A 21,093-nucleotide genomic window follows, 5' to 3' on the forward strand; every position below is an offset into this window, starting at 1 on the left:
GCTCAGGGACGCTGCAGCAGCTGGGCGTGGGCGTCGCGCAGCATTTTTTCGGTGGTGTTCCAGTCTATGCAGCCGTCGGTCACCGAGCAGCCATAGACCAGCTGGCCCAGGTCGGCCGGGATCTTCTGGTTGCCGCCCACGATGTTGGATTCGATCATCACCCCCACCAGCGACTGGTTGCCGTGCACGATCTGGTTGATGACGTCGGCCATCACCAAGGGCTGCAGCTCGGGTTTCTTGTAGCTGTTGGCGTGCGAGCAATCGACCACCAGGTTGGCCGGCAGCCTGGCCTTGGCCAGCGCTTGCTCGGCAATGGCGATGGAGACTGAATCGTAGTTGGGACGGCCGTCGCCGCCGCGCAGCACCACGTGGCCGTAGCCGTTGCCACGGGTACGCACGATGGACACGTTGCCCTGGGCGTTGATGCCCAGGAAGGAGTGCGGATGGGCTGAGGACAGGATGGCGTTGATGGCGATGCCGATGTCGCCATCGGTGCCGTTCTTGAAGCCGACCGGGGTCGACAGGCCGGATGACATCTCGCGGTGGGTCTGCGATTCTGTGGTGCGGGCGCCGATGGCGGTCCAGGCGATCAGGTCGCCCAGGTACTGGGGCGAGATGGGGTCCAGCGCCTCGGTGGCGGTGGGCAGGCCCAGTTCGCACACGTCCAGCAGGAACTGGCGCGCCTTTTCCATGCCGACGTCCACGCGGAAGGAATCGTCCATGTCGGGATCGTTGATATAGCCTTTCCAGCCGGTGGTGGTGCGGGGCTTCTCGAAATACACCCGCATCACCAGCAGCATGGTATCGGCCACCTCGGCCTGCAGCGCCTTCAGGCGGCGCGCATAGTCCAGGCCGGCCACCGGGTCGTGGATGGAGCACGGGCCCACCACCACGAACAGGCGCTTGTCCTTGCGGTCCAGGATGTTGCGCAGGGCGGCGCGGCCGGCCATGACCACGTCCGAGGCGCGGTCGGTCAGCGGCAGCTTGGCATGCAGGGCTTCCGGCGTCGGCATGGACGCGAAGGAAGTGACGTTGATGTTTTCGATATCGGGGGAAATCATGGGGCGGTCTTCTCTACGTGGATGGCTTTCCGGGGGACCATAGTGTAGCTGAATTGGGCTGAAATCGTTTAAGCTAGCTGCCATGACGACCTCCACCCCCTCCACGGAACCGTTCCCGGCCGCCCGCCTGATCAAGGAAATCGGACGCGGCAAGAACGGCGCGCGCAGCATGAACCGCGACGACGCCCACGATTTGTACCAGGCCATGCTGGACGGCCGGGTCTCCGACCTGGAGCTGGGCGGGGTGCTCCTGGCCATGCGCATCAAGGGCGAGTCGGTGGAGGAAATCGCCGGCTTCCTGGACGCGGCCGAAGCCTCGTTCGCGCCGCTCATGGCGCCGCCGGGCCAGTTCGCCCCGGTCGCCATCCCCACCTACAACGGCGCGCGCAAGATGGCCAACCTGACCCCGCTGCTGGCCATGCTGCTGGCGCGCGAGGGCGTGCCGGTGCTGGTGCATGGCGTGGCCCGTGATCCGGGCCGGGTGTCCACCGCCGAAGTGTTCGAGCAGCTGGGCGTGCTGCCGGCCGCCGACCATGCCGAGGCCGAGGAGCGCCTGGCCCAGGGGCAGGTGGCTTTCATCACGATAGATACGCTGTCGCCCAAGCTGGCCTATCTGCTGTCTCTGCGGCGGCGTCTGGGGGTGCGCAATTCCACCCACACCCTGGTCAAGATCATGCAGCCCTTTGCCGGGCCGGCGCTGCGGCTGGTGTCCTACACCCACCCGGAATACCTGGAAATGCTGGGCGAATACTTCAGCACGGCGGCCTTGCCGGAGCGCGGCGACGCCTTCCTGATGCGCGGCACCGAAGGCGAGACCGTGGCCAACGCCAACAAGGCCCAGCAGATCGACTGGTTCCACGGCGGCCTGCGCACCATGCTGGTTCCCAAGCAGACCCAGGTGATCGAGCTGCCGCTGCTGCCCGAGGAAAAGGACGCCGCCACCACGGCCAACTGGATCAAATCGGTGCTGGCGGGCGAGGTGCCGGTGCCGGCCTCGATTGCGGAACAGGTGGCGCAATGCCTGCTGGTGGCGCGCACGGTGCAGTCGCGGCAGCACGTCAGCGAACCCATCGCTTAAAGAGAGAGGGCGTTTCAAAATGAGCGTGGCTGGGCGCAGGCCAAGGCCGGGGCGGCGAAGGCAGTGCGCTTGCACGGCGAGGAGCTGTAACGACGCCATGGTCAATTGAAGCGTCCTCTAGCGTACAATCCCGCCTTTTTCGGAAAATAATATGGCGCAACAGTTCGATGTGGCGGTGATAGGCGCGGGCGCGGCCGGCATGATGTGCGCCGCCACGGCCGCCCGGCGCGGCCGCCGCGTGGTGCTGGTCGACCATGCGGCCAAGCTGGCGGAAAAGATACGCATCTCCGGCGGCGGGCGCTGCAATTTCACCAACATCAATACCGGGCCGCAACACTTCCTGTCCGAGAACCCGCACTTCTGCAAGAGCGCGCTGTCGCGCTACACGCCGCAGGATTTCCTCGCACTGGTGAAAAAGCACCGCATCGCGTACCACGAAAAGCACAAGGGCCAGCTGTTCTGCGACGACTCGGCCGAGCAGATCATCCATATGCTGCGCCGCGAATGCGAGGACGGCGGCGTGCAATGGCGCATGCCGGTCCAGGTGGAGGGCGTGCAGGCCGGCGAGGGCGGCTACCTGCTCGACACCAGCGCCGACCAGATCGCGGCGGCCAGCGTGGTGGTGGCCACCGGCGGCCTGTCCATTCCCAAGATAGGCGCGACCGACCTCGGCTACCGCATCGCCAAACAGTTCGGCCTGAAACTGGTGGAGACCCGCCCGGCCCTGGTGCCGCTGACCTTTGATCCCGCCGCCTGGGCGCCGTTCGTGCCGCTGGCCGGCATCGCGCTGGAAGTGGACGTGGAAACCGGCTCGCTCAAGGGCCGCAACCCGTCCGGCGCGCGCTTCCGCGAAGACTTGCTGTTCACCCATCGCGGCCTGTCCGGCCCGGCCATCCTGCAGATTTCGAGCTACTGGCAGCCCGGCACGCCCATCCTGGTCAACCTGCTGCCGGAGCTGGACCTGGCCCAGGCCTTGATCGAAGGCAAGACCACCATCAAGAAGCAGCTGGGCAATGTGCTGGCGCAGTGGCTGCCCTCCCGCCTGGCCGAGGGCTTGCTGCAGATCCAGGGCCTGTCGCCCGAAGCGCGCCTGGCCGATTTGCCGGACGCCGCCCTGCGCAAGCTGGGCGCCGCCGTCAACCAGTGGAGCCTGGCGCCCAACGGTTCCGAGGGCTACCGCAAGGCCGAGGTCACGCGCGGCGGGGTCGATACCCGCGAGCTGTCGCAGCAGAGCATGATGGCCAACAAGGCGCCCGGCCTGTACTTCATTGGCGAGACGGTGGATGTCACCGGCTGGCTGGGCGGCTACAACTTCCAGTGGGCCTGGGCCTCCGGTGCGGCGGCCGGCGCGGCGGTGTGATATAGTCCGCGCTCGTTGTTTTTGCGCTGCAAGCCGCATTCCAGGCCGATCCGGCAGCCAGGGAGGGGCTTTCTTTTTGCGCAAAAAGCTGCTATAGTCTCTTTCTCCCTCAACCTCAAACGGTTTGAATTTTTACATGACCACTATTCGCCTTAAAGAAAACGAGCCGTTCGAAGTCGCCATGCGTCGCTTCAAACGCACCATCGAAAAAACCGGCCTGCTGACCGAACTGCGCGCACGCGAGTTCTACGAAAAGCCGACCGCTGAGCGCAAGCGCAAGCTGGCTGCCGCTGTCAAGCGTCACTACAAGCGCATCCGCAGCCAACAGCTGCCGAAAAAACTGTTCTAAGATTGCTCACGCAAGCCTAACCCGGCAGGCCTCGCACTACGGGTTACCCTTGCGGCATCTGGAAAGATACCCGCTCCGGCCTGGCCGCGGCGGGTTTTCGCATTTTGCCACCGACATTTAAGGAATTGCCATGGGCTTGAAAGCACAAATCACCGAAGACATGAAAACCGCCATGCGCGCCAAGGAAGCCGGCCGCCTGGCCACCATCCGCTTGATCCTCGCCGAGATCAAGCGCAAGGAAGTCGACGAGCAGATCGACGTGAGCGATGAGCAGACTGTCGCCATCGTGGAAAAAATGATCAAGCAGCGCAAGGATTCCATCACCCAGTTCGAAGCGGGCGGCCGCGCCGACCTGGCCGACATCGAGAAGGCCGAGCTGGTCGTGTTGTCGGCCTACATGCCGGCCGGCCTGTCGGACGAGGAAATCGCCGCCGAGGTGGCGGCCGCCGTGGCCGCTTCGGGCGCCGCCGGTCCGCAGGACATGGGCAAGGTGATGGCCATCGTCAAGCCCAAGGTGGCCGGCAAGGCCGACATGACGGTGGTGTCGGCACTGGTCAAGAAGGCGCTCAGCCCGGCATAATCGTAGCGCCCGCCGCTGCGCGTTGAGATCGCTCAATACTGGTCCCGCGCTGCGGTATAGCCTGATTTGGAACAACCCCGCCGCAATTTGACGTGATCCCCATTTGACGTGATCCCCCAATCATTCATTGCCGACCTGCTCAACCGCGTCGATATCGTCGATGTGGTGGGGCGCTATGTGCAGCTCAAGAAGGGCGGCGCCAACTATATGGGGCTGTGCCCCTTCCACAACGAAAAATCGCCCAGCTTCACGGTCAGCCCCACCAAGCAGTTCTACCACTGCTTCGGCTGCGGCGCGCACGGCACCTCGATCGGTTTCCTGATCGAGTATTCCGGTATGGGCTTCGTGGACGCCGTGAAAGACCTGGCCCAGGGCGTGGGCATGGTGGTGCCTGACCAGGATGACAAGATTCCGCCGGCCCAGCGCGCCCAGCAGGCAGCCCAGGCCCTGGCCCTGACCGACGCCATGGCGCGCGCCTGCGATTACTTCCGGGCCCAGCTGCGCCAGGCCCCCACCGCCATTGCCTATTTGAAGAACCGCGGCCTGACCGGCGAAGTGGCGGCGCGCTTCGGCCTGGGCTATGCCCCGGCCGGCTGGGACAACCTGCGCGCCGTGTTCCCCGATTACGAGGCCGTGGCCCTGGCCGAAGCCGGCCTGGTGATCGACCGGGTCGACGAGGATGGCGGCAACCGCAAGCGCTACGACCGCTTCCGCGAGCGCGTGATGTTTCCCATCAAAAACACCAAAGGCCAGGTGATCGCCTTTGGCGGCCGGGTCCTGGACCAGGGTGAGCCCAAGTACTTGAATTCTCCGGAAACGCCTTTATTTTCAAAGGGCTTCGAGCTGTATGGCCTGTTCGAGGCGCGCCAGGCGATCCGCGACGCGGGTTATGTGCTGGTGACGGAAGGCTACATGGACGTGGTGGCGCTGGCCCAGATGGGGTTCCCGCAGGCCGTCGCCACCCTGGGTACGGCGTGCACCACCCACCATGTGCAGAAACTGCTGCGTCAGACCGACACGGTGATTTTCAGCTTCGACGGCGACAAGGCCGGCCGCCGCGCGGCCCGGCGCGCGCTGGAAGCCTGTCTGCCCCACGTGTCGGACGACAAGACCATCAAGTTTCTGTTCCTGCCGGCCGAGCACGACCCGGACAGCTATGTGCGCGAGCACGGCACCGAGGCGTTCGAACAGGAAATCCACGAAGCCATGCCGCTGTCGCAATTCCTGCTGCGCGAGGCCATCGGCGAGCACGACCTGAACAGCCCGGAAGGCCGGGCCCGGGTCCAGTTCGACGCCAAGCCCATGCTGCAGGCCATGGCGCCCAGCGCGCTGCGGTTGCAGATCGTGCGTGGCCTGGCCCAGTACACGCAGAGCACGCCCTCGGAAATCGAGGCCCTGTTCGAGCTGGCCAAGCCGGTCGCCACGGTCAGGAAGGCGCCGCCGCGCAGCGGGCGTCCGGTGCCGGTAGGGCTGGAGGCGCGCATCGTGCGGCTGCTGGTGGCGCACCCGCCGCTGGCCATGGAGGTGGACGAGTCGGCCATTGCCGCGTTCAGCTACTTCGGCCAGGAAGAGGCGGAGCGGCTGGCCTGGCTGGTGGCCTCGGCCCAGGCGCTGGGACCGCAGGGCGGCTTTGCCGCCTTTGCCCAGCACCTGAAGTCGGCCAGCGAGGAGTATGACGCCATCATTGCCGCCATCCTGCGCGAGCCGGAAGCGGAACTGGAGGCGGACCGGCTGTTCCTGAGGAGCGCCATCCGGCAAGTGAAGATGGATGCGCTGAAACAGGAATTGAACCAGCTGTTCGCGTCCGGGTTGTCGTCCGACGAGATCGGCGTGCGGTATAGGGAAATTACTTCGCAGCAAGATCAATTGCTGCGCGAGGCCGAAGCAGAACTGCGTCCGCGCTAGTGTGGCAGAGGGGAACGCACGGTTTCTGCCCCCTGGAAATTGAAAAGTCGCGTGCTATAATAAAACGCTAAGTGTTGTATGTTTTGGCATGGTTTTTGCGGTCCAGTCGGGGCCGACAAGGTGTAAGTCAGTCTGTAAGCAAGTGCAGTAAGCAGGGGTCCGCAAGGGCCAACTTTATCCTCAAGCAAGTCGTTGTGTAATCGAAAGCGCCTGTGCCAATCAAGAAACCTGAATCCCAAGCGGCTGTAAAGCCGACCAAAGTGACCGCCAAGGCCGCCAAGGCGGCAGACAAGCCGGAAACGCGCGTCGCCGCCAGCTCACCGCCGGTCAGCCAGACCACCGATGCCGCCACCCTGGCCGCCATCGACACGTCCGGTTATGTGCTGCCGTCGGTCAAGGTGCCGGGACGGCGCGGCCGCAAGCCCAAGGAATTCCAGCCCGAGAACGACGAGGTCGCCGCGCTGAACGCGGTCGAACGCGCCGAACTCAAGGCCGTGGACAAGGCCAAGGCCAAGGACCGCAAGGCCAAGGAAAAAGCCCTGCTCAAGGATGCCTTCTCGTCCGACACGGAAGCCTCCGAGGAAGAACTGGAGCGCCGCCGCCAGAAGCTGAAAACCCTGATCAAGTTCGGCAAGGAGCGCGGCTTCCTGACCTACGCCGAGATCAACGACCATTTGCCCGACAACATCGTCGATCCCGAAGCCATCGAAGGCATCATCGGCACCTTCAACGACATGGGCATTGCCGTCTACGAGCACGCGCCGGACGCCGAGACCCTGCTGCTGTCGGATAACGTCGCCACCGTCACCAGCGACGACGAAGCCGAGGCTGCCGCCGAGGCGGCCCTGTCCACGGTCGATTCCGACTTCGGCCGCACCACCGATCCGGTGCGCATGTACATGCGCGAAATGGGCTCGGTCGAGCTGCTCACGCGCGAAGGCGAGATCGAGATCGCCAAGCGCATCGAAGATGGCCTCAAGGACATGATACAAGCCATCTCGGCCTGCCCGGTCACCATCGCCGAAATCATCGCCGCCTCCGACCGCATCCGCGCCGACGAGATCAAGATCGACGAGATCGTCGACGGCCTGGTCGACGACAACGAGGAAGCTGCCGCCCCGGTCGCGGCCGCCCCGTCCGACGACGAGGAGGACGAGGAGGAAGAGGAAGAAGAAGAGGAAGAGGAAGAAGAGGAAGCCAGCCCGGCGGGCGCGGCGGCCGGCTACTCGGCCGAACAGCTGGAGCTCATGAAAGCCGCGGCGCTGGAGAAGTTCGACACCATCTCGCTTCAGTTCGACAAGATGCGCCAGGCCTTCGAGAAGGATGGCTACAACTCCAAGGCCTACGTCAAGGCCCAGGAAGCGATTTCCTACGAACTCTTGGGCATACGCTTCACGGCCAAGGTGGTGGAAAAGCTGTGCGACACCCTGCGCGGCCAGGTGGATGAGGTGCGCCACATCGAGAAGCAGATCCTGGACGTGGCGGTGAACAAGTGCGGCATGCCGCGCGCCCACTTCATCAAGGTCTTCCCCGGCAATGAAACCAACCTGGAATGGGTGGATGGCGAAGTCGAGGCCGGCCACGCCTACAGCGCCATCCTGGGCCGCAACATACCCACCATCAAGGAGCTGCAGCAGCGTTTGATCGACCTGCAGGCGCGCGTGGTGCTGCCGCTGCCCGACCTGCGCAACATCAACCGCCAGATGGCGGCCGGTGAAATGAAGGCGCGCAAGGCCAAGCGTGAAATGACCGAGGCCAACCTGCGCCTGGTGATTTCCATCGCCAAGAAATACACCAACCGCGGCCTGCAGTTCCTGGACCTGATCCAGGAAGGCAATATCGGCCTGATGAAGGCGGTCGACAAGTTCGAATACCGCCGCGGCTACAAGTTCTCTACCTATGCCACCTGGTGGATACGGCAGGCCATCACGCGCTCCATCGCCGACCAGGCCCGCACCATCCGCATTCCGGTGCACATGATAGAGACCATCAACAAGATGAACCGCATCTCGCGCCAGATCCTGCAGGAAACCGGGGCCGAACCCGATCCCGCTACGCTGGCGATCAAGATGGAAATGCCGGAGGACAAGATCCGCAAAATCATGAAGATCGCGAAAGAACCGATCTCCATGGAAACGCCGATCGGCGACGACGACGATTCCCACCTGGGCGACTTCATCGAAGACAACAACACCCTGGCGCCGTCGGACGCGGCCCTGCACGCCTCCATGCGCGGCGTGGTCAAGGATGTGCTCGATTCGCTGACGCCGCGCGAGGCCAAGGTGCTGCGCATGCGCTTCGGCATCGAGATGTCGACCGACCATACGCTGGAAGAGGTGGGCAAGCAGTTTGACGTCACGCGCGAGCGTATCCGCCAGATCGAAGCCAAGGCGCTGCGCAAGCTGCGCCACCCGAGCCGCTCCGACAAGCTGAAGAGCTTCTTGGAAGGCAACTAAGACTTGACGCGAAGGCACGCCAGCGCTTATGCTAGCGTGCTCTATTGCCGGGCTGTTAGCATATGCCGGGTAAAAGATACAGCATAATGCATTAAAAATAGTTTCAGGGCCTCTAGCTCATGCTTGGTTAGAGCAGCGGACTTAGCAAATTGTCACCTAAGACTCCTACGAGGACGGTGAAAATTGATTGGGTTGCCTTGGGGTAAGTTCACTCTGCCCCTTGGTAGAACTGCTCAAATTCGGGGAAACCTCTGTTGTCTCGGCAACGTGGCAATCCCGAGCGAAACTCCCGAGAGGGAGGACGTGTAGAGACTGTACGGGCAGGTCGTAAAGACAAGAGACAGTCCAGACCACAAACCCGAAAGGGGTGGCGAAAGCCATAGTTGGTAAGCATAATCCGTTGGTGCCGTGTTCGACTCACGGGAGGCCCACCAGACAGTAAAGCCGCAGCATGGAAACATGTTGCGGCTTTTCTTTATGTGCGATTGCAAGTTATTATTGGAAGTGCACAGGCAAGCAATTTATCAGCGCGAAATGCCTGGCATTCCGAATCTCGACTTTGATAAGCGATGAACCTGCAATCGAAGCTACTGCTCGACATCTACAACTGCGCCACCGATGCCAATGCCGCTGAGCTCAATGATTATGTGCTGAACAGAATCAAGTCGGTCATTGCATTTGATTCCGGGACTATCGCGGATTTGGAATACTCGGAAGAACATGGTTTCATGATCTCTGGGTTGTATCTGCACAAGGCACCTGTCGAAAAATTCCTGCAACGACGAGAGGTGATGGGCGTTGAGAAACTGGACACCGAAGGGCGGTTGCAGAGTCTGGATATCGTATATCAGGCAGCCTTCGCAAATCGTGGCCGCAGCGTGCGCGCGGACCTGACAGCGCTGCGATTCCAGACCGATATCGAAAAATATATAAAGCGTTACGACACGGCCCAGTCTCTTGTTTTCGTGTCGCCGCACACATCCAGTCCCAAGGCGACGACGGTTGCCCTTTGGCGTGCCGGCAAGCGGCGTGCCTATGACGACGTGCATGTGAACCTGGCGGACAACTTGCTACCGCATGTGCTGAAAGCACGCCAGATCAATCAGCAGCTAAAGCTTACGGCTCTTGATCAACGAGCTGATACCACGATTGCATTTTCGGATTATCACGGTTGCGTCCAGTTTATCGAACCCGCAGCCGTCCAGATGCTGCAACGTGAATGGTCCAATTGGGAACCTCCAGTCTTGCCGGCTGTATTAATGGAAAGGCTAGGGGCTGGCAATCCTGCTGTCTATGCAGGTACTGCTGTTCAGGTGAGGGCCGTGCGCCAGGAAGATATCCTGTGTCTCCTCGTTTCTCTGAGGCAGCCCCCATCCGCCACCCTGACCTCCGCCGAAATGCAAGTTTCTTCTTTGGCAGTGCAAGGCATGCAAAACAAGGAAATAGCGCGTGCGCTGGGTACGTCACCGGCGACCGTGCGCAATCAGTTGCATGCGGTATACCGCAAACTTGGCGTGGCCAGCCGGCATGGGCTGATCGCTGCGATGCATGGCAGGGGATGGGTGTAGGACATCTGTTCTATAGGCTGTGTCGTGTATTTTCGCTATGATTTCAAAAATTGCCCGATTAAAGCAATTTCAAGAGAGAATATTAGACTAATCAAAAGCCGAAGGGTGTCCTGGTGCTGGCAATTTAAAAAGCGATGAAACTTTCAAATATTATTGGTGGTGTTTTTGCTATTGCGCTGAGCGCATGTGGCGGTGGTGGTGATAATAATTCCTCAGGCGGAAACGGTTCAAATTCAACCGGCGTGCAGGCCGGCGTGCTGACTGAGGCCCAAATTATTGCTGATATTAAAGCAACAAACAGCAACTATGATGTAGGCCCGGACGGACGTCTTTCCAATGGGCGGCCGCCAGGAACTTGGCGATGGCCGTCTACTCCCAATCAGCATATTTTAGTATACATTCCTCCTGGAAACACTGCTGTCGAACAGGAACTGGCAAGAAAAGTCAACACTGCCATTGCCATTTATAACAGTAAATTAAGTGCTTATTTTGTTCTCGAGCCTGTAAATGCTCTGCCGGCAAGCGGCAATGTGATCCAGGTTGGTTACAATAATTCCTGGATTCCTCCGGGCAGCACTGATTACAATAGTTATTGTGCAAACGTATCCAATGTTGCTGGGGCTGGCAGCCTGATTACTCCAGATTCCAAGAACAATATCACAAATCCCGTATATATAAATCTGGGAAATAATCACTGTGACGTTACCCAGGATATCGTTAATCACGAGTTCGCTCACGCGCTGGGCTTTAACGTTCATTTCGATGTTTTTGGAAACACGAAATCTCCGGATAATTTCTGGGATGTGCTTGCCACTTTGTACGGCAATCCGCAGTCTACGATAGCCGAGAATCTCGTGATAAAACGCGCTGCGAAATGATCTGAAGAGCTGCACCATACTTGCTCGTCCGGATACAGGTGCGGTACCGCTCCGATCAGCGATAAGGCTCCCAGTCCGCAGTCGAATTTGAACTGCTGCGGCGAGTGTTCAAGTATGTTTTGTGCAGCCAGGTCACTCCCCTCCGGATCTCCTTCGACGGCGGTGGCCCGGACCATCGCCATGATGGCAGAAACCGAGGGTTTCTTGTCGCTTTCAATGGTATAGCCAATTCTATAATTGGCCCGCGCTGGCCCTCCAGCGCGGACGCGGCGCGGTTGGCCCGCTTCTTTCCATCTGAATAAGGACACCATGCCCAAGCTGCCTGGCAGCGTGCCGATCCGGCACACGATAGACGAGCGCGATGCCGATGGCGGCCATCCAGCCGCGCCTTTGTTGGTAGCTATCCATGCCAGCGCCCAGCGGTTTGCCTGAGGGGCAGGGAAGGCCGCACGCAGCGGCGGCGCGGATATCGGTGCAAGTGCTGCATGCCGAGGCCATCGTCAACGCCGGGCTGGTCGCTCTGCTGGCCGGCATTCCTCAGGTGCGCGCAGCCTGCGCGCCGGACGATGGCGCGCCGCCGGTCCGGGTGGTCATTACCGATTACGCCGACGCCATGGCGCGCTTGCCGCTGGCGCCGGCAAGGGGAGAGCGGGTGATGATCGTCAGCCAGCGCGAGCGCGAATGGGATGTGCGTCACGCCATGGCGGCCGGGGTGCACGGCTACCTGCCGCAACGCTGCGACGCGGCCGAATTGCACACCGCCCTGGAAGCGCTGAGCCAGGGCAAGCGCTATGTCAACCAGGAGTTGCTGGCGCTGGCGACGCAGAACCCGCCCGGCGACGGCCTGACGCTGCGCGAAAGCCAGGTGCTGGAATTGCTGGCGCTGGGATGCTGCAACAAGCGCATCGCGATCCGGCTAGGTATCGGTGTGGGTACCGTGAAAAGCCATGTCAGATCGGTGTTTACCAAACTCGGCGCGACGGCCAGGACTCACGCCGTTGTGCTGGCTACCCAGCGCGGCATGGTATCCTGAGTCTCCGCCCGGATTTTCTTTTTTAATAGGCGAGGCATCAGTGGCAGCCAGGATAGCGTTGGTCGTATTCCCCAAATTTCATATACTCGACTTGTCCATCCTGTCGGTGCTGGGCCTCGCCAACCACTACGCGCCGGGCGCCTATGAGGTGGACATCGTGTCCATGCAGGGCGGACTGGTGCACAGCATGAGCGGCGTCGGCATCGATACCAAGCCCTTCCTTGATCAGCACTACGACACCGTCATCGTCGCCAGCATGCCCGGCGTGCCCACCCCGTGCCCGGGCATGGTGGAACGGCTGCAGGCCGCTGCCCGCGATGCGCGCCGGGTGGCCGGCATCTGCACCGCTGCCTTCCTGTTGGCCGAAGCCGGCTTGCTGGACGGCCGCTCGGCCACCACCCACTGGTGCCATGCCGACACCCTGGCACAGCGCTATCCCAAGGTGCAGGTGGTGCCGGACAAGATTTTCATCCGCGACGGCAACATCTGGAGCTCGGCCGGCATGACGGCCGGCACCGACCTGGTGCTCGGCCTGGTGGAGGCCGACCTGGGCCACGACGTCACCCATCAAATCTGCAAAATGATGGTGCTCTACCACCGCCGCTCCGGCGGCCAGAGCCAGTTCTCGCTGCTGGCCGAGATCGATCCCAAGCAGGAGCGCATCCGCCGCGTGCTGACCTTCATCAAGGACAACCTGCGCGAACCGCTCAGCGTGCAGCAGCTGGCCGACCACGTCAGCTGGAGCCCGCGCCATTTCAGCCGCGCCTTCCAGGCCGAAACCGGCATGTCGCCGGCCAAGGCGATTGAAAAGCTGCGGGTGGAAGCGGCCAAGGCGCTGATCGACAGCGGCCACGCCTCGGCCGCGCGCATCGCCGCCCAGACCGGCTTTGGCGATGACGAGCGCATGCGGCGCGCTTTCCAGCGCGTGCTGGGCGTCTCCCCGCAAACACTGGTGCGCAAGGCACAGCCCGACAGGGTGTCCGTGGTGCGCTGACCCCTGCTATGGGAGAGGCCAGCTGGCCTGTTTTGCGGCTTTTTCGTCCGCTGGTGCTTGCAAGCAGTTCCTATAATCAATGGACATTGTGCCAAGGAGCCTTGCATGACCAATCGCCGCCTTTTCCTGCTATCCATGGGCACCGCCGGCGGCAGCTTGCTGCTGCACGTGGCCATCCCCAACGCCCGCGCCCGCGACGCCGCGCCGTCCACCGCGTGGGAACCGAATGCCGTCGTGCGCATCGGCGGCGACGGCAAGGTGCACATGACCATGCCCTACGTCGAGATGGGCCAGGGCACTTACACCTCGATTCCGATGCTGATTGCCGAGGAGCTGGAAGTCGACCTGAAAGACGTGGTGCTGGAACACGCGGGCGCCGACGACAAGCGCTATGTGAATCCGGCGCTGGGCTTCCAGGTGACCGGCGGCTCGACCACCATACGCGCCGCCTGGATGCCGATGCGCCAGGCCGGCGCCGCCGCCCGCATGGTATTGATACAGGCTGCCGCCAACCAGTGGCAAGTCGACCCCTCGGCCTGCCGCGCCGAGCACGGCATGGTGATCCACGCGCCTAGCAATCGCAGGCTGGCATACGGCAAGCTGGCGGCCAGCGCCGCCACGCTGCCCTTGCCGCCAGCCGAGTCCATCGTGCTCAAGCAGCCCAGGGATTCCGCCTGATCGGCAAGGCCGCGCGCCGCCTGGATACGCCAGGCAAGCTGAACGGCACCGCAGTGTTCGGCATCGACGTGCGCTTGCCCGGCATGAAAGTGGCAGCACTGGCCATCAGTCCCGTCTATGGCGGCCGCCTCGCCGGCCTGGATGAAGCGGCCGCGCTCAAGGTGGCGGGCGTACGCAAGGTGGTGCGCCTGGACGATTGCGCCGCCGTGGTGGCCGACAACTATGGCGCCGCGCACAAGGCCCTGTCCCTGCTGGCGCTGCGCTGGGACGAAGGTCCGAACGCCAATCTGGGCACGGCCGATATCGTGGCCGACATGCAGCGGGCCGCCCAGGCCGGCCGCGCCAGGGTGCGCAATGAGGGCAATCCGGAGCAAGCCTTCGGCAAGGCCGGCCGCGTGATCGAAGCCACCTATGAATTGCCGTTCCTGGCGCACGCGCCCATGGAGCCGATGAACTGCACGGTGCATGTGCAAGCCGACCGTTGCGATGTCTGGACCGGCACCCAGGTGGTCACGCGCGCGCGCCGTGGCGGCCAGGGTGACCGGCCTGCCGGAAGAGAAGGTGCAGGTCCACAACCATCTGCTGGGCGGCGGTTTCGGCCGCCGGCTGGAGATAGACGGCGTCGAGCGCGCGGTGCGCATCGCCCGCGACGCCGGCTATCCGGTCAAGGTAATCTGGAGCCGGGAAGAAGATATCCAGCACGATATGTATCGTCCTTATTTTTACGACCGCGTGCGCGCCGGCCTGGATGAGCAGGGTGCGCCGGTGGCGTGGTCGCACCACCTGACCGGTTCCTCGGTGCTGGGCCGCTTCCTGCCGCCGGCTTTCAACAACGGCTACGACCCGGAAACCGTGGATGGCGCCGAATCCCCGCCGTATGCGCTGCCGGCCATCCAGGTCGATTACACCCGCCACGAGCCGGGCGACATTCCCACCGCGTTCTGGCGTGGCGTCGGTCCCACCCACAATGTGTTCGTGGTGGAGAGCTTCATCGATGAACTGGCCGCCGCCGCCAATGCCGATCCGCTGCAATACCGGCTGGCGCTGCTCAAGCACAATCCGCGAGCGGAACATGTGCTCAAGCTGGCGGCGCAAAAGGCCGGGTGGCAAGGGCCGAAGAGCGCCCGTGGCGGCCGAGGCTTGTCGGTGCAGTTCGCCTTCGGCACCTATGTCGGCATGGTGGTCGATGCGCACATCGAGAACGGCGAGGTCAAGGTGACGCGCGTGGTGTGCGCGGTGGACTGCGGCGTGGTGGTCAATCCGGATACGGTGCGGGCGCAGATCGAAGGCGGCGTCATCTTCGGCATCTCGGGCGCGCTGTATGGCGACATCACCTTCAAGAATGGCCGCGTCGAGCAGAGCAACTTCCACGATTACCGCGTGTTGCGCATGCACGAAACGCCGGTGCTGGAAACCCATATCGTCGCCAGCAACGAAGCGCCGGGCGGCATCGGCGAGCCGGGCACGGCGGCAGTAATGCCGGCCCTGGCCAACGCCATCTACGCTGGCAGCGGCCAGCGCATACGCAAGCTGCCCATCGCCACCGCCTTAGAAGCCGTTTCAAAATGAGCAGGGCTAGGCGCAGGCCAAGGCCGGGGCGACGAAAACAGTGCGCCTGCACGGCAAGGAGCGGCAACGACGCCATGGTCTTTTTGAAACGGGTTCTTACGGGAGAAACAAGCATGATTTCACTCAACATCAATGGCGCCAACCTGCGGGTCGAGGCGGAAGCCGATACTCCCTTGTTGTGGGTATTGCGCGACGAGCTGCACCTGTCCGGCACCAAGTTCGGCTGCGGCATGGCGCTGTGCGGCGCCTGCACCGTGCATATCGACGGCCAGCCCACGCGTTCCTGCGTGATGCCCGTCTCGGCTGCGGCCGGCAAGAAAATCACCACCATCGAGGCGATCGGCGAGAGCGCCGTCGGCAAGCGCGTGCAACGGGCCTGGGCCGAGATCGACGTGCCGCAGTGCGGCTACTGCCAGTCCGGGCAGATCATGGCGGCCACCGCGCTGCTGAAGGCCATCCCCAAGCCCAGCGACCAGGATATCGACCAGGCCATGTCCGGCAATATCTGCCGCTGCGGCACTTATCCGCGCATCCGCGCGGCCATCCACAAGGCGGCGGGGCAGGCATGATGCGCCGCCTGGGTCTGATCTTGTGCATGGCGCTGGCGGGACCGGGCCAGGCGGCGCCCGGCCCGGCCGCCGGCGCGCTGTTCGATCCGGTGGCCAGCGTGGTGATGTCGCCGCGCTGCATCAACTGCCACCAGGCCGAGGCACCGCGCCAGAAGGACACCGGCGTGATCCATGCGCAGCAGGTGGTGCGCGGCAAGGACGGCCATGGTTCGGCGGTGCTGCAATGCGCGGCCTGCCACCAGGCCGGCAACACCGCGCAAGGCAAGGTGCCGGGGGCACCGAACTGGCACCTGGCTCCGCTCAGCATGCGCTGGCAGGGGCTGGACAAGAAGGCCGTCTGCCAGCAGATGCGCGACCCGGCCCGCAATGGCAACCGCAAGACCGGGGAGCAGGTGATAGAGCACATGAAAACCGATCCGCTGGTGCTGTGGGCCTGGAATCCCGGCAACCAGCGCACCCGGCCGCCTATGAGCCATGAAGAATTCGTGCAGGTGCTGGAAGCCTGGGCCAAGGCTGGCATGCCCTGTCCCGACTAGCCAGGGCACCGCCACCCCGGGCAGCCCTGGGACCGGCGCGCCATCAGGTAGCAATGACGGCGCGCGCATGGCCGCCCTTGATCCCTGCTGGCGTCCGTGCCAGTGCACGCCGGCGCAGGCGTAGGCCGCCAGCCAGTTGGCGTTTTCATCGATCACGGCCTTGCCCAGCGCGTGCAGCAGGTCACGCGCGCGTTCCCTGGACTTGCCTCGGACGCTGCGCTGCCGTATGGTAGCGCTGGTACCGGCCCTGAGCGCCGGCGTGGGCGCACCGATGGAGGATGGCATTGAAAACAACCCGGACACTCTGGGCGCGGCTGCTGGCCTGCGCCTTACTGGGCATGGCGCTATGGCTGCCGCAGGCCCAGGCGCAGTCGGTGGCATTCACCTTTGACGATGGACCGGACCTGGGGCCCACGCCTTTGCTGTCTCCACAGCAGCGCAACCAGGCCATGCTGGACGCCCTGGCCAGGCACCGGGTGCAGGCCGCGCTGTTCGTCACCGCTGCGCGCGGCGCCGTCACGCCCGAGGGACTGGCGCTGGCACGCCAGTGGGGCCAGGCCGGCCACTTGATCGGCAACCACACCATGACCCACCCCGACCTGCACCAGGTGCCACTGGAGCAGTACCAGCGCGAGCTGCTCGATTGCGACGCCATCATCCGTACCCTGCCCGGTTACCGAAAATGGTTCCGGTTTACCTACCTGCGCGAAGGGAACACGCCGGAAAAACGCGATGGCATGCGCGCCTTCCTGCGCCAGCATGGCTACCGCAACGCCTACGTCAGCCTGGACACTAGCGACTGGCGCCTGAACGCCAAGCTGGTCGAGGTGCTCGAGCGCGATCCCAAGGCCGACGTCGGGGCCATCAAGACCGCCTATCTGGGCCATGTGCGCCAGCGCGCCCTGGCTTACCGCGACCTGTCGCGCGCGCTGCAGGGACGCGACATCGCCCAGGTCATCCTGCTGCACCACAACCTGGCCAGCGCCCTGTGGCTGGGCGACGTGATCGCCATGTTCCGGGACATGGGCTGGAACATCGTCACGCCACAGGCCGCGTTCGATGACACGGTCTACCAGCTGGCCCCCGAGCGCAGCGTGGCAGGACAAAGCCTGTTGCTGTCGCTGGGGCGGCTGCTGGGACTGGGCAAATATCCTGGCGGCGAGCGCCTGGTGGACGACGGCGACTTCGAGATCGCCGCCCTCGAGGCGCAAGGCCTGTAGCGGCTCAGGCCGCCGACAGGCGCTGGTGGATGCGGGCGATCTGCTGCCAGGCCGATTCGATCGAGCCGGCCATCCAGCCGCCCAGGTAGCTCATATGCTCACCGGCCAGCAGGGTGCGGCCTTCGCCTTCCCACAGGGTGTTGTAGTAAGCCTCGCGCGCCTCCGGGGTCCAGTGGCTGGTGGCGCCCAGGTTGTACTTGACCAGGTGCCAGGAGATCGAGAAGCCGTGCTCGTAGGCCTGGCGGTACTCGCCGGGGAAGATTTTCTCGCCGGCCGCCAGCGCGTACTCGATGCGTTCCTTGGGCGTGCGCGCGCTCATCTTGGCGCCTTCCGCCCCGTAGCTGAAGTAGCCCAGCAGCGTGCCTTTCTGGCTCTGGTAGCCGGTGGAGGGCACCGAGATGGTGTTGATGCCGGCGATGTCGGTGAAGATGTGGCCGCCGTAGATGCCATGGTTGGTCTCCCAGAAGCGCTCCTTCATCTGCAGGCCCATCTTGCACAGCGGCGAGTAGGTGGGGCCGGACATGGCCTGCACGAACTTGGGCGAGAAGTCGTTCTCTATGCCGCGCAGCACCGACAGCGGGATGGTGCACAGGCAGTAGTCGCCGCTCACCACCGAGGCCTTGCCGGTGGCCGTGTTCCTGACGTGGACTTCGACCTTGTCCTTCAGGTTGACCAGCCTGGTCACCTCGGTGTTGTAGCTGATGCTCCTGGCGACCCGCTTCTCGAAGGCCTTGGCGATCATGTCCATGCCGCCCACCGGCTGGAACATGGTCTTTTGCTGCAGGAAGGTGCTGACCGACTTGTACATCAGGCCCAGCTTGGACTGCAGCAGGTCCGAAAAGCCGAGCGGATCGGAGGCCACGCCGGGACCGGGCGAGAGGCCGGCGCCGGGATTGACCTTGTAGCCGCGCCCGTCGGTACCCTTGTAGCTGAGGTCCTTCTTGTCCAGGTAGCCCTCGTTGACCAGGTAGTCGATCAGCAGCTGCTTGTCCTGCGGCGTCACCTTCTCGTCCATGAGGCCGGACTTGAGCGACTTGGCCAGCAGCTCGTCGACGTAGCCGCGCATGTCGGCCTTGACCTCGAACATGCGCAACCGGGTCTTGTTCAGCGGGCCGGCGGCGTTCTCGTTGTAGACGTAGGCGGCGTCGTTGTCGTTGTTGAACAGCTCCAGCGCGACATTGAATTCGCTGGTGTAGTGCAGGGTGGAATAATGGTTGAAGGGGATGCGCCAGGGGCCGAGGTTGATGTACTGGCCGGGGTCGAATTCGCATACCTGCTTGTGGCCGCCCAGCTCTTCCAGCACCTTGCCGCGCCGCGCGGTCTGTATGCGGCCGCCGGCGAAGTCGCGCGCTTCCAGCAGCTTGACGGTGTAGCCGGCCTTGCCCAGCTCGTAGGCGGCCGTCATGCCGGCAATGCCGGCGCCCAGCACCACCACGGTCTTGCCCTTGCCGCTGCCTTGGAGCAGGGGCGGCGTGCTGACGCGCGAGGCGATGTCCATGCCCCAGGCCTTCATGGTGGCCAGCAGCATGCCGGCGCCGCCCAGGGCCAGGGCCTTGACGAGGAAATCGCGCCGGGTCGGCGCGTTGTCGGGCAGGTGCTGCAGATCGGTGGCGGTGGCGCTGTGCGGATTCGACATGGGGCTCCCAAAGGTTGAGTGAACGAACTGCTGGTGCAGCTATTCACGCAAGAGCCATGCCATCTGTTTTTGTGCCGATATCGGCGCCCTAGCTGCGGAAAACGGCCCAGGAGGGCCAGCACGCGGTGCGGGCGGCGCACCGGCGCGGCGCATCCGTGGCCGCGCTACGAACAGGCCTGGCCCTGCCGGGCCGTCTCAGGACGGGGAGCGCAGCAGGCTGGCCGGGTCGGCGATGCGGTAGGTGCTGTGGCCGCCTTCCTCGGCCAGTATCAGCAATTCCACCAGTTGGCCGCCGCGCTGCATGCGGGTCAGCTCGGCGCTGCCCGGCGTGATCATGGACACCACGCGGTCCACCGCCAGCGCCACCGGCGCCGCATCGGCGCCGGATCGCAGGACCACCAGCGGCACGCTGCGCGGCCGCGCCGCCGCGGCCGATGCCTGGCGCAGGTCGTGCAAAGCGATGGCGGCGCCGCGCCAGTTGAAGGTGGCGGCCGGCGCGCCGGCCTGCGCCGGGACGCAATCGTCCGGCGCCGCCTGCAGCACTTCCTCCAGTGCGCCTATGGGCAGCGCCAGCCTGCCGCCGGCCTCCAGCACCACATAGGTTTGCTCGTTGCGCTGCCGGCCTCCGGCTTGCGCCTCATCCTGCAACTCCTGGCCCAGCGAGGCCTCCGGATGCATGGCGAACAGCGCTTCGGTGTCGACCAGGCGCAGGGCGCCGGCTTCGTCTCCATGCTCTTCCTCGCTGATGGTCAGGCAGGGCAGGCCGCCCGCCGTGCCGCTGCGCACGCCTTGCACATCGGCGGGCAGCTGGCGCAGTTCGCGCACTTCGTGGATGGGCAGGCCCAGCGCGTGCTGTCCCAGGCGCAGCACCGCCAGCAGCGGCGCCGCCGCAGCGGCCGGAGCGCCGCCCAGCAGGCGCGCCAGTGGCGCCACCGGCAGGTGGCTGCCGCGCCACTGGCACATGGCCACGCCATAGCTCCCCAGCACGCGGTCCTGCGGCGGCATGGCGATCACTTCCGCCAGGTGGTCGGCGCGCAGGGCCAGGCGCTGGCCGCCGGCGTCCACCAGGGCCCAGGTGTGGCTGGCGCCGCTGTTGGCCGCGCCGCCCGCGCCTGCATAGTCCTGATTCTCATCCTCCTGGTCCACGCCGCTGCCCGCGCACCAGCTGCGCGCCAGGCCGAACAGGGCGTCCACGTCCAGCAGGGCCAGGGTGCCGCCGTCGTCGGGCAGCACGGCGGCGCTGTGGAACAACTGCTCGGGGTCGTCGTCGTGGCACAGACGCACGATGGCGCTGGCTGGCAGCGCCGCCAGCGGTTCCAGGGTGTCGACCCGCAGCGCGGCCATGCGCGCGCCGGACTGCAGGATGATCACGCGCCGCAGCAGGCGGCCGGAGCCGGGGTCGGCCCCGGCCAGCGCCACCCAGCAGGCGATGTCGATGACCGGCACCGGCCGTTGGTCCACCGCCAGCATGCCCAGCAGGGCGCCCTGGCGGCGTGGCAGCGGCGCCAGCGCGTCCGGCGCGGACAGGGCGCGTAGCACGCAGCCGGCCGGTATGCCGATGCGCGCCGCGCCTATCCGCACCACCACATGCGGCGCCAGCGCGCCGTTGGCGTGGGCATCCAT

General features: G+C 64.3%; 17 protein-coding genes and 1 pseudogene. 15 read left to right on the forward strand and 3 right to left on the reverse strand.

Annotated elements, in window-relative coordinates; genetic code table 11:
- Positions 1–2: 2 nt before the first annotated feature.
- Entirely contained in the window at positions 3–1,061 is a 1,059-nt protein-coding gene (locus ACLB1G_RS17225) for a 3-deoxy-7-phosphoheptulonate synthase (protein ID WP_491628458.1), read from the reverse strand.
- 82 nt (positions 1,062–1,143) lie between these two features.
- Between ACLB1G_RS17225 and ybiB the strand changes: the two genes are divergently transcribed.
- From ybiB to ACLB1G_RS17300, 15 genes and pseudogenes are all read left to right on the forward strand, one after another.
- The gene (ybiB, locus tag ACLB1G_RS17230; RefSeq protein WP_491628459.1) at positions 1,144–2,139 is read left to right on the forward strand and encodes a DNA-binding protein YbiB; all 996 of its coding nucleotides are present in this window, start codon (positions 1,144–1,146) and stop codon (positions 2,137–2,139) included.
- Between the two features lie 151 nt (positions 2,140–2,290).
- Complete coding sequence (locus ACLB1G_RS17235; RefSeq protein ID WP_491628460.1) at positions 2,291–3,499, forward strand: BaiN/RdsA family NAD(P)/FAD-dependent oxidoreductase; 1,209 nt, start codon at positions 2,291–2,293, stop codon at positions 3,497–3,499.
- A gap of 136 nt (positions 3,500–3,635) precedes the next feature.
- A complete protein-coding gene (gene rpsU, locus ACLB1G_RS17240) occupies positions 3,636–3,848 on the forward strand; it encodes a 30S ribosomal protein S21 (protein ID WP_008451879.1) in 213 nt (70 codons plus the stop codon).
- A gap of 130 nt (positions 3,849–3,978) precedes the next feature.
- A complete protein-coding gene (locus ACLB1G_RS17245; RefSeq protein ID WP_491628461.1) occupies positions 3,979–4,428 on the forward strand; it encodes a GatB/YqeY domain-containing protein in 450 nt (149 codons plus the stop codon).
- A gap of 108 nt (positions 4,429–4,536) precedes the next feature.
- Positions 4,537–6,333, forward strand: coding sequence for a DNA primase (gene dnaG, locus ACLB1G_RS17250; protein WP_491628462.1), 1,797 nt, complete (start codon positions 4,537–4,539; stop codon positions 6,331–6,333).
- Between the two features lie 212 nt (positions 6,334–6,545).
- On the forward strand, positions 6,546–8,789 hold the full coding sequence (rpoD, locus tag ACLB1G_RS17255; RefSeq protein ID WP_491628463.1) for an RNA polymerase sigma factor RpoD: 2,244 nt from the start codon (positions 6,546–6,548) through the stop codon (positions 8,787–8,789).
- A gap of 569 nt (positions 8,790–9,358) precedes the next feature.
- On the forward strand, positions 9,359–10,357 hold the full coding sequence (locus ACLB1G_RS17260) for a helix-turn-helix transcriptional regulator (protein WP_491628464.1): 999 nt from the start codon (positions 9,359–9,361) through the stop codon (positions 10,355–10,357).
- Positions 10,358–10,491: 134 nt separating this feature from the next.
- Positions 10,492–11,235: a hypothetical protein gene (locus ACLB1G_RS17265; RefSeq protein ID WP_491628465.1), complete on the forward strand. Its 744-nt coding sequence runs from the start codon at positions 10,492–10,494 to the stop codon at positions 11,233–11,235.
- A 309-nt stretch (positions 11,236–11,544) separates the two neighbouring features.
- Positions 11,545–11,667, forward strand: coding sequence for a hypothetical protein (locus ACLB1G_RS17270; protein ID WP_491628466.1), 123 nt, complete (start codon positions 11,545–11,547; stop codon positions 11,665–11,667).
- 40 nt (positions 11,668–11,707) lie between these two features.
- A complete protein-coding gene (locus tag ACLB1G_RS17275) occupies positions 11,708–12,268 on the forward strand; it encodes a response regulator transcription factor (RefSeq protein WP_491628467.1) in 561 nt (186 codons plus the stop codon).
- Positions 12,269–12,359: 91 nt separating this feature from the next.
- Positions 12,360–13,262, forward strand: a complete 903-nt coding sequence (locus ACLB1G_RS17280) for a GlxA family transcriptional regulator (protein WP_491628468.1) — start codon at positions 12,360–12,362, stop codon at positions 13,260–13,262.
- Positions 13,263–13,367: 105 nt separating this feature from the next.
- Positions 13,368–15,509, forward strand: a pseudogene (locus ACLB1G_RS17285) (xanthine dehydrogenase family protein molybdopterin-binding subunit).
- A 113-nt stretch (positions 15,510–15,622) separates the two neighbouring features.
- The gene (locus tag ACLB1G_RS17290) at positions 15,623–16,078 is read left to right on the forward strand and encodes a (2Fe-2S)-binding protein (RefSeq protein ID WP_491628469.1); all 456 of its coding nucleotides are present in this window, start codon (positions 15,623–15,625) and stop codon (positions 16,076–16,078) included.
- Positions 16,075–16,614 carry a hypothetical protein gene (locus tag ACLB1G_RS17295; protein WP_491628470.1) on the forward strand — a complete coding sequence of 180 codons (540 nt, stop codon included), beginning with the start codon at positions 16,075–16,077 and terminating at the stop codon, positions 16,612–16,614. The genes ACLB1G_RS17290 and ACLB1G_RS17295 overlap by 4 nt, the downstream gene beginning before the upstream one ends.
- Positions 16,615–16,898: 284 nt before the next feature.
- Positions 16,899–17,834, forward strand: coding sequence for a polysaccharide deacetylase family protein (locus tag ACLB1G_RS17300; RefSeq protein WP_491628471.1), 936 nt, complete (start codon positions 16,899–16,901; stop codon positions 17,832–17,834).
- 4 nt (positions 17,835–17,838) lie between these two features.
- Here the strand turns inward: ACLB1G_RS17300 and ACLB1G_RS17305 are convergent, their stop codons facing one another.
- Together ACLB1G_RS17305 and ACLB1G_RS17310 are read right to left on the reverse strand one after the other, a co-directional pair.
- The gene (locus ACLB1G_RS17305; protein WP_491628472.1) at positions 17,839–19,470 is read right to left on the reverse strand and encodes a flavin monoamine oxidase family protein; all 1,632 of its coding nucleotides are present in this window, start codon (positions 19,468–19,470) and stop codon (positions 17,839–17,841) included.
- A gap of 195 nt (positions 19,471–19,665) precedes the next feature.
- Complete coding sequence (locus ACLB1G_RS17310) at positions 19,666–21,093, reverse strand: chemotaxis protein CheW (RefSeq protein WP_491628473.1); 1,428 nt, start codon at positions 21,091–21,093, stop codon at positions 19,666–19,668.

Source organism: Duganella kummerowiae (assembly GCF_053572355.1).

What these genes read in the sequence shown, in the direction of transcription:
- ACLB1G_RS17225 (WP_491628458.1), bottom strand. Translation starts at nt 1,061, where the DNA reads ATGATTTCCCCCGATATCGAAAACATCAACGTCACTTCCTTCGCGTCC.
- ybiB (WP_491628459.1), top strand. Translation starts at nt 1,144, where the DNA reads ATGACGACCTCCACCCCCTCCACGGAACCGTTCCCGGCCGCCCGCCTG.
- ACLB1G_RS17235 (WP_491628460.1), top strand. Translation starts at nt 2,291, where the DNA reads ATGGCGCAACAGTTCGATGTGGCGGTGATAGGCGCGGGCGCGGCCGGC.
- rpsU (WP_008451879.1), top strand. Translation starts at nt 3,636, where the DNA reads ATGACCACTATTCGCCTTAAAGAAAACGAGCCGTTCGAAGTCGCCATG.
- ACLB1G_RS17245 (WP_491628461.1), top strand. Translation starts at nt 3,979, where the DNA reads ATGGGCTTGAAAGCACAAATCACCGAAGACATGAAAACCGCCATGCGC.
- ACLB1G_RS17260 (WP_491628464.1), top strand. Translation starts at nt 9,359, where the DNA reads ATGAACCTGCAATCGAAGCTACTGCTCGACATCTACAACTGCGCCACC.
- ACLB1G_RS17265 (WP_491628465.1), top strand. Translation starts at nt 10,492, where the DNA reads ATGAAACTTTCAAATATTATTGGTGGTGTTTTTGCTATTGCGCTGAGC.
- ACLB1G_RS17270 (WP_491628466.1), top strand. Translation starts at nt 11,545, where the DNA reads ATGCCCAAGCTGCCTGGCAGCGTGCCGATCCGGCACACGATAGACGAG.
- ACLB1G_RS17290 (WP_491628469.1), top strand. Translation starts at nt 15,623, where the DNA reads ATGATTTCACTCAACATCAATGGCGCCAACCTGCGGGTCGAGGCGGAA.
- ACLB1G_RS17295 (WP_491628470.1), top strand. Translation starts at nt 16,075, where the DNA reads ATGATGCGCCGCCTGGGTCTGATCTTGTGCATGGCGCTGGCGGGACCG.
- ACLB1G_RS17305 (WP_491628472.1), bottom strand. Translation starts at nt 19,470, where the DNA reads ATGTCGAATCCGCACAGCGCCACCGCCACCGATCTGCAGCACCTGCCC.
- ACLB1G_RS17310 (WP_491628473.1), bottom strand. Translation starts at nt 21,093, where the DNA reads ATGGATGCCCACGCCAACGGCGCGCTGGCGCCGCATGTGGTGGTGCGG.